General features: G+C 64.5%; 4 protein-coding genes. 3 read left to right on the top strand and 1 reads right to left on the bottom strand.

Going from position 1 to position 8,118, the window contains the following annotated elements; genetic code table 11:
- Positions 1–130: 130 nt before the first annotated feature.
- Complete coding sequence (locus tag AC2VLV_RS16675) at positions 131–3,139, top strand: TonB-dependent receptor plug domain-containing protein (RefSeq protein ID WP_486991029.1); 3,009 nt, start codon at positions 131–133, stop codon at positions 3,137–3,139.
- 120 nt (positions 3,140–3,259) lie between these two features.
- Entirely contained in the window at positions 3,260–5,098 is a 1,839-nt protein-coding gene (locus tag AC2VLV_RS16670) for a tetratricopeptide repeat-containing sulfotransferase family protein (protein WP_486991028.1), read from the top strand.
- A gap of 42 nt (positions 5,099–5,140) precedes the next feature.
- On the opposite strand, the gene AC2VLV_RS16665 is transcribed toward AC2VLV_RS16670, so the two are convergent.
- Positions 5,141–6,799, bottom strand: a complete 1,659-nt coding sequence (locus tag AC2VLV_RS16665; RefSeq protein ID WP_486991027.1) for a tetratricopeptide repeat-containing sulfotransferase family protein — start codon at positions 6,797–6,799, stop codon at positions 5,141–5,143.
- 61 nt (positions 6,800–6,860) lie between these two features.
- Between AC2VLV_RS16665 and AC2VLV_RS16660 the strand changes: the two genes are divergently transcribed.
- On the top strand, positions 6,861–8,118 hold a 1,258-nt coding region (locus AC2VLV_RS16660), incomplete at its 3' end, for a tetratricopeptide repeat-containing sulfotransferase family protein (RefSeq protein WP_486991026.1).

Below are 8,118 nucleotides of genomic sequence, written 5' to 3'. Positions count from 1 at the left end.
GGTATTCCAACCGGGTTAGAAAGTTGTTAGAGTCGGCCGCACCAGGGTAAGGGTAGGGCCTCCCCAGGCCGTTCACGGACGAAACCACAATGTCCCGACACACGTCACACCACCGACGTTGGAGAGTTGAATGAACCTCGATACGAACAAACTTGCATCCGCCGTACGCCTGGCGCTCACGCTGGGCGCCGTGGCCACCGCAGGTGTCGCCGGCAGCGCCATGGCGCAGGACACCGGTGCGACCGCCAATTCATCGCAGAAGAACGCCAAGGAGCTGCAGACCATCGTGGTTACCGGTTCGCGCATCCGCCGCGTGGACATTGAAACCTCGAACCCGGTCATCTCCATCGGACGTCAGGCCATCCAGAATGCCGGGGGCCTGACCATCGGCAGCATCGTGCAGGCGACCCCGGCCAACACCGGCAGCTTCGCCAACCCGCAAACCAACAATGGCGGCGGCACGGGCGCATCCGGCATCAACCTGCGCGGCCTGGGCTCGAACCGCACGCTGGTGCTGGTCAACGGCAACCGCATCATCAACAGCGACCTCAACTCGATCCCGAAAGACATGGTCGAGCGCGTCGAGGTGCTGACCGACGGCGCCTCGGCCATCTATGGTTCCGACGCCATCGGTGGCGTGGTCAACATCATCACCCGCCAGAACTACCAGGGTGCCGAGTTCAGCACCGACTACGGTATCTCCGATCACAGTGATGGCGCCCGCCGCGGCTTCAGCTTCACCTTCGGCCAGTCCGGCGACAAGGGAAGCATCATGGGCGGCATCGAGTACAACAAGCAGGATGAAATCTCCGCTGCCAACCGGAGCTTTTCCAAGAACGCGATTACATTGACTGGCAGTACCAACACGCCGCCCTACCAGTATGTCGGCGGTTCTTCATATCCGCCCTTCGGCAACATCCAGTTGCCCAGCAACCTTCAGAGTATCTTTGGCGGCTGCAAGCATGTAGCCCTGAACCCGGGCGGTAATGCCCAAGTGGTCAGCACCGCCAACTACCATTGCCTTGGCAACAGCGACAAATACAACTATGCGCCGGTCAACCTGATCATGACCCCGCAGGAGCGCACGTACGCCTGGGTCAATGGTGACTACCGCCTGTCCGACAACATCGATGCCTACCTGCAGTTCTATCACACCAAGACGTCCTCGGCGTTCCAGCTGGCTCCTGCATTGGTGGGTTCAGATCCTGTCGGTGGCAATGCCGTCATTTCATCACAAAGCTATTACAATCCTTTCGGCGTGACCTACGCGCCCGGTAGCTACGATTTCCGCTATCGCCTGACCTCGGCCGGCCCGCGCGCCGCGCAGTTCGGCACCACCACCGACCAGTTGTTCACCGGCCTGAAGGGCAGCCTGGATCTGTTCGACCACAGTTGGGACTGGAATGCCGGCCTGGGATATGGCCACTTCAGCCAGGTGACCATCACCGAAGGTCTGCCCAACATCAACATCCTCAACCAGGCCATGGGGCCGTCGTTCCTCGATTCCGCCGGTCAGGTGGTCTGCGGCACGCCGTCCTCAGGTACTCCGGGTACTGCTGGATACGTGCCTGCCAACATCATCTCGGGCTGCACGCCGATCAACGGCTTCGACCTGAACAATCCCAAGTATCTGTCGGTGATCCAGTCCGCGGCGGCCAACGCCATCAGCGATTCGTACAGCCAGGAGCGCTACGAGCACATCGATGCCAACGGCGCGATCTTCACCCTGCCGGCTGGCGAAGTGCGTCTGGCCGTGGGCGCGGACTACCGTCAGGAATACACGCGCACCATCGTTGACCCAGTTCTACTACTGAATCCAGCCACCGGCTCGTGTACTTTGGGCAGCCAGTGCAGTGCCAACCTGCAGGGCGGCTACAACGTCAAGGAGGCCTATGGCGAGTTGTTCGTGCCCATCCTCAAGGATGCGCCCTTCGCCAAGGCCCTGAATATCGACATTGGTGACCGCTACTCGCGCTACAGCACCTTCGGCAGCACCAGCAATCCCAAGCTGGCCATCGAATGGCGTCCCATCAGCGACCTGCTGCTGCGCGGCACGGTAGCCTCGGTGTTCCGCGCGCCTACGATCAGCAATGTCTATGGTTCGCCGGTGAGCAGCGCACCCAAGCTGAGCAGTGACCCCTGCAACGGCTACACCGGCAATCCGGTCAATCCGGCCTGCGTCAACGTTCCGACCAACGGCACCTTCGTCAATCAGGACGTTGCCTTGAACCAGCAGATCAGCGGAATCACATCTGGTTCGAAGTACGCCAACTTCCCGCTGGGCCCGGAGAAAGGCAAGTCCTTCGACTTCGGTTTCGTGTATGACCCGCATTTCCTGCCGGGCTTCTCGACCACGGTGGACTTCTGGCGCATCTATCTGAATGACACCATCACCAGCGTGGGAGCGCAGACCATTCTGGATCTGTGTTCTTCGGGCCAGACCATCTATTGCCCGCTGATCTCGCGTTATGCCTCCGGTCCCAACCAGGGACAAATCATCCAGATCCTGCAGCCCACGGCCAACCTCGGCCGCACGGATGCCGCTGGCATCGACTTCGGTTTCCGCTACCGGTTGCCGCAGTTCGACGTGATGGGTGTGGATCCGGGCCGTTTCGCCATCAACTTCAACAGCACCTACCTGCAGCGCTACAAGGTGCAGACGGCGCCTGGTCTGGCAGCGAACAGCGTGTACAACTTCGCCGGCCACTTCCTGCCGTTCGGTTCCGCAGCCCAGGGTGCCTGCTCCGACTCTGTGGGTGGCATCTGCCTGTTCCCGCGCTGGCGCGCACAGGCCGAATTGGACTGGAACATGGGCCCATGGGATGCGACTTGGCGCATGCGCTATATCGGCAAGTTCCGTCTGGGTTCGCGCGATCCATCGCAGGGTATGAGCGCTGTCGCCGGCTTTGCGGCCAATAATCCTTACGAGCTGGATTTTGGCTCGACCACCTACAACGATCTGTCGGTGGGCTACGAGGTCGCGCCGCTCAACGCCAAGATCCAGCTGGGTATCAACAACGTGTTCAACAAGCAGCCGCCGTTCCTGTATGCGAACAATGTGCTGAATGCAAACACGGACCCGGCCGACTTCGACCTGATCGGGCGTTACTACTGGGGCCGCGTGACCGTCAAGTTCTGACGCAACGCTTGCCTTTACAATCGAGCCGCGCGGCCAGTCCGCGCGGCTCTTTTTTTGACCCGTCGCAAAACCGGGCATCCTGCCGCGGTTTGCGGACCAATCCACGTGCCGGAGCGGTTTTTGCCAACTGCTCTCGTGCCGGTTAGCGGAGGTTTCGTGCAGGACATCGTTGCGGTATTGCAGGCGGGCGATCCGGCACGGGCGGAGACGCTCAGCCGCGCGCGCCTGCAGGACCATCCCGGTGATGAGCAGCTGCTGTTCCTGCTGGCGCTCAGCCTGCATCACCAGAACCGGCATGGCGAGGCCGCCGCGATCCATCGCCAGTTGGCGCAGCGCGCCCCCCACGAAGCGCTGCATTGGAGCAATCTGGCGACGGCATTGCAGGCTGCCGGCGATGACGCCGCCGCGCTCGAGGCCGCACAGCAAGGCCTCGCGATTGCGCCACAGAACGCGGCTCTGCTGACCGTACAGGGTCGGGTGCTGTTGCGCCGGCGCGAGTACGAACCGGCGCGCGATATCCTGCTGCGCGCGCATGCCATGCAGCCGCACGACGCGGAGATCGCCATCGCCGCAGCGCAGGCGGCGATCGCCTGCCGCGATTACTTTGCCGAGGATCTCATCCAGGGCTGGCGCAAGTGGCTGCCGCTGGCCGATGCTGCGCAATTCGATCTTGCCTTCGCGCTGATGACCATCGGCGACGCGATGGCCGCGCAGGAATTGCTGGAGGATCTGGTGGCGCGTGCGCCCGGCCACCTGCACGCGAACGCACTGCTGGCCAGCGTCTATGAGCGCAGCAACCGTCTGCAGGACGCGCGCGTACTGATCGAGCGCATCAAGCAGCAGGCGCCCGATCCCGCGGGATCGGTGGCCCACGACATCGCACACAGCGAAGCCAGGCTGGCCGAGCGCGCGGGTGATTTCGCCGCCGCGCGCGCGCTGCTCGATGCGCGTGGCCCGCGCAGCCCCGAGGACTTCGATCACTACTTCGCGCTGGCGCAGGTTTGCGACCAACTCGATGAGCGCAACGCGGCGCTGCAGGCGCTGCGTACCGCGCATGCGCTGCAGATCGAGGACATGCGTCGCGCAGCGCCGCAGCGCTTCCGGCCCGATGCGCCGACGTTTCCGGCGGCCAACTACACCCTGAGCCGGGAGGATTGCGCCGCCTGGCCCAAGCTGCACGCGCCGGATGCCGCGCACTCGCCGGTGTTCATCGTCGGCTTTCCGCGTTCCGGCACCACCCTGCTCGAGCAGATGCTCGACGCGCATCCGGCCCTGCAGTCGATGGACGAACGCCCGTTCTTCAACGTGCTGGGGGATCATCTGTCCGCGGCGGGGCTGCGCGTGCCGCGCGAGCTGCACCGCATGCAGCAGAGCGATTGCGATCAGTTGCGCGCGGCCTACTGGGATCTGGTGCGCAGCAAGATCGCGCGCAAGGCCGACACGCAACTGGTCGACAAGAATCCGCTCAACATGCTGTGGTTGCCGCTGATCCACCGGCTGTTTCCCAATGCGCGTTACCTACTTGCCCTGCGCGATCCGCGCGACGTGCTGCTGAGCAATTACTTCCAGAACTTCCGGTCGGTGGTGCTGGGTGCGGTGTGTGCCGATGTCGAATCATTGGCACGTGGCTATGTCACTGCCATGACTTATTGGCTGCACCACGTCGAGCTGTTCAAACCGCAGGTATTCGTGTCGCGTTACGAGACGCTGGTTGCCGAACCGGAATTGCAGGCCGGACGCCTGGCGGAGTTTCTCGGGCTCGCGGATGCGCAGCCCCTGCTCAACTCGCAGGCGCGTGCGCAGGAGAAGGGTTACATCGCCACGCCCAGCTACACCGAGGTCATCCAGCCGATCACGCCGCGCCGAGTCAATCGCTGGCAGCGCTATCGCGAGGCTCTGCAACCGGCCCTGCCGATCCTCGAGCCGATGCTGCGGCATTGGGGCTATGCCATCGACTGAAGCGCGATGTGCATCCGGTGCCTGTGCGATCCGGCATCGCGATCAGGCATCGGGAAACATGTCCAGTTCCGGGACCGCTCGCGCATAGGCACGCCAGCGGCCCATCGAGCGCGTATAGACGGGTTGCCTGGCCTGCCACAGACTTGCCGTGGCGATGCTGCCGGGCGGGTCCGTGTGCGCCGCGGATTGCGCCGGATCGATGCCGATCCACGCAGCCAGTTCGGCGATACACGCCTCGGGTGCGCTGACGAGCTCGGAGTATTCGACGCGGCGGATCGAGTCTGCATAGCGCTGCTGCCAGTGTCGCATCAAGCGCTCACAGCCCTCCATGAAGGCGTGGATCCCGTCGAAATCGAAGGCATAGCCATGCTGTGCGTCGGTGAAGTCCTGCATCCATAGCGACAGGGCCGTATCACGCGCAACGCGGTGGCAGTACACGATCCGCGCGTGCGGCCACAGGCCCAGGATCAGATCGACGAACAGCAGGTTCAGCGGCTGCTTGTCGAGATAGAAGCGTGCCGGCGCGTCATCCTGCAGCAGGTGCGATTGATAGATGTCGGCAAGCTCGTGCAGGCGCGATGCCGGGGCATGGGCGAGGTCGGGCAGTTGCCGCGCCATGTGCTGCAGCCAGGGCAGCTCGCCGCGATCGCGCACGCCGCCATGGCCGGCAAGGCGCGTGGCGACCAGGCTGCTGCCGGAACGCGGAATGCCGACGATGAATACCGGGGTCCAGTCAGCGGATCGTGGCATTGGTGTCGGAGCCATGGCACAGAGACGCGATTGCACCAGGCGCTGCCAATCCAGGCGCGACCATGACCGCAGTTGCCTGCGCAGCGCATTGCCCTGACGGAAATGCATCGCGGCCTGCTCGATCTCGTCCAGATCATCGTAGCCCTTGCCCAAGGCGAAACACAGCGAGGCGCGTGCACGTGGCGACAGGTCGCTACGCGTCAGCGCCTGTTTGAACAGGGCGAAATCCGGGTGCGTTGCATCGGCATAGCGCTGCGCGATGGCCAGGCCGTTGGCGACGAACCATTCGTGGGCCCGTCCGTCCTGCGCCACGACCTGCATGAAATGCGCGCGCGCATCGGCAAATCGTCCAAGCTGGTTGGCCAGGCTGCCGGCTTGCATGCGCACGCGGGCATCCATGCAGCCCGCGGCGATGGCGTCCTCGCACAGCCGCGCGGCGTCGGACTTGCGATTGCAGTCATCGAGAAGCTCCACCGCGGCGATCAATACATCGGCCGGCTGTGCGTTCGCGGCAAACAACCGCAGCATCACGTCGGCTGCGGCCGCGTTGCGCCCGGCCTGCGCCAAGGAGCGTGCCAGAGCCAGGGCCGTGGCGGCATCGTCCGGAAAACCGCGCGCGATGGTTGCAAGCGCCGCCGTGGCCGATTCGAGCTGACCGCTTTCGAGAAGAATCAGGGCGAGTGCGCGACGCAGTTCCAATGGCTGCGGATGTCGCAGGAGTGCGGCGCGCGCAACCTGCTCCGCGAGCATCCATCGTCGGCGCAGGCGCAGTTGTTGTATGCATTGCAGCCACTCGGGTACGGTTGCATCGGCGAGCAGTGCGACGAGTTGCGCGCCGGCCTGCTCGCCGGGCAACGCGTCGATCCGGTCCAGCGCCGCGATCCAGGCTGGAGATGCCGGCGCACGTGCTGGAACTCGCGCTTCATCCGACGCCATGATGCCGCGGCACACGATGGGATGGATGCGAGGACGCGGCGCTGCGCGCGACTTGAAACCGGGACAAGGGTGGGCCATGGGCGATGTCGACAAAATCCTGGCGCGATTTGCAGACGCCATCGCGCGTGCACATCCCGTCAATCCCTTGCTCGCGGTGATCGACAGCCTGGCAGCACAGCCCGTGCAGGTCTGGACCACGGTCGCCGACAGGCTGACAGGACAGTCGTGGCCTACGGCGGCGCTCGCCGTGCTGGCCGAGGCCGAGGCGCGTTTTGGAGCGCAAGCGCAGATCGAGTTTCATCGTGCCCTAGCCTATCGCGCCATCGGCGACATGGACAATGCGCAAGCCCACGCGTTGGCGGCCGCGCGCGCGGCGCCGCACTGGCTGCAGCCGGTCTGGCTGCTGGCGGATGGATTGCGCGAGCGTGGGCGCACGCATGCAGCAGCAGCGACGCTGCGCGATTTCGCGATGCAGCCGGAGATCCTGATGCAGATCGATACGGTCTGCGCGTGCATGAAGTTCATGACCGAGTGCGCGGCAGTGGATATGGCGCATGCCCTGGGTCGTGCGGCGATGGCGCTGCACCCGCGCCACGCGCAGCTCATGGAGTTGCAGGCCAGGACGGCGCTGGAGCTGGGGCAATTCGATGAGGCACGGGACTTGTATCGCGATCTCCTGCGCAGCCCGCAGGATGCGCAGGGTCCTGCGGCACTGGGCCTTGCGCTGAGCAAGCGCTTCAGCGATGCCGACGACACGGACATCGCCCTCATCGATGATGTGCTGCATCGTGCGCGACCCGGCCACACCAGCGCCAGTGCCCACTTCGCGCGCGCCAAGATCAGTGACGATCTGCGCGACTACCGCGCGGCCGCGCAGCACCTGGGCCGCGCCAACGCCGCCGCGCGAGCGGCGCAGCCATGGGATCGCCAGCAGTGGTTGCATGACCGGGCGCGCGCCTTGCAGGAGCTTCTGCCGCGCCAGCAAGCGTCCGCGCCTGCCTGTGTGCCGGTTTTCGTCATCGGCATGCCGCGCAGCGGCACCACGCTGCTGTCGGAGTTGATGGCGCGCCACGCCGGTATCGTGTCGCGCGGCGAGCTCAATTTCGCCGAGCACCTGGATCGCGCCGTCACCGGCGCGCCACGGCAGGCATGGCCGGACGCGCTGGGATCGACCGCCAGCATCTACCGCACCCACATCATCCGCGACGATGCCGCGGCAAGGGTTTATATCGACAAGAACCCGATGAACTTTCTGCACCTCGACTGGATCACGGCCGCGCTTCCCGAGGCAAGGATCATTTACTGCGCACGGCACAAAGCCGATGTCGCGCTGT

The sequence above is a fragment of the Thiomonas sp. TH-17 genome (genome assembly GCF_057473305.1).
Note: the sequence above shows the minus strand (reverse complement) of the source record. Positions and strands in the feature narration are given on the sequence as shown.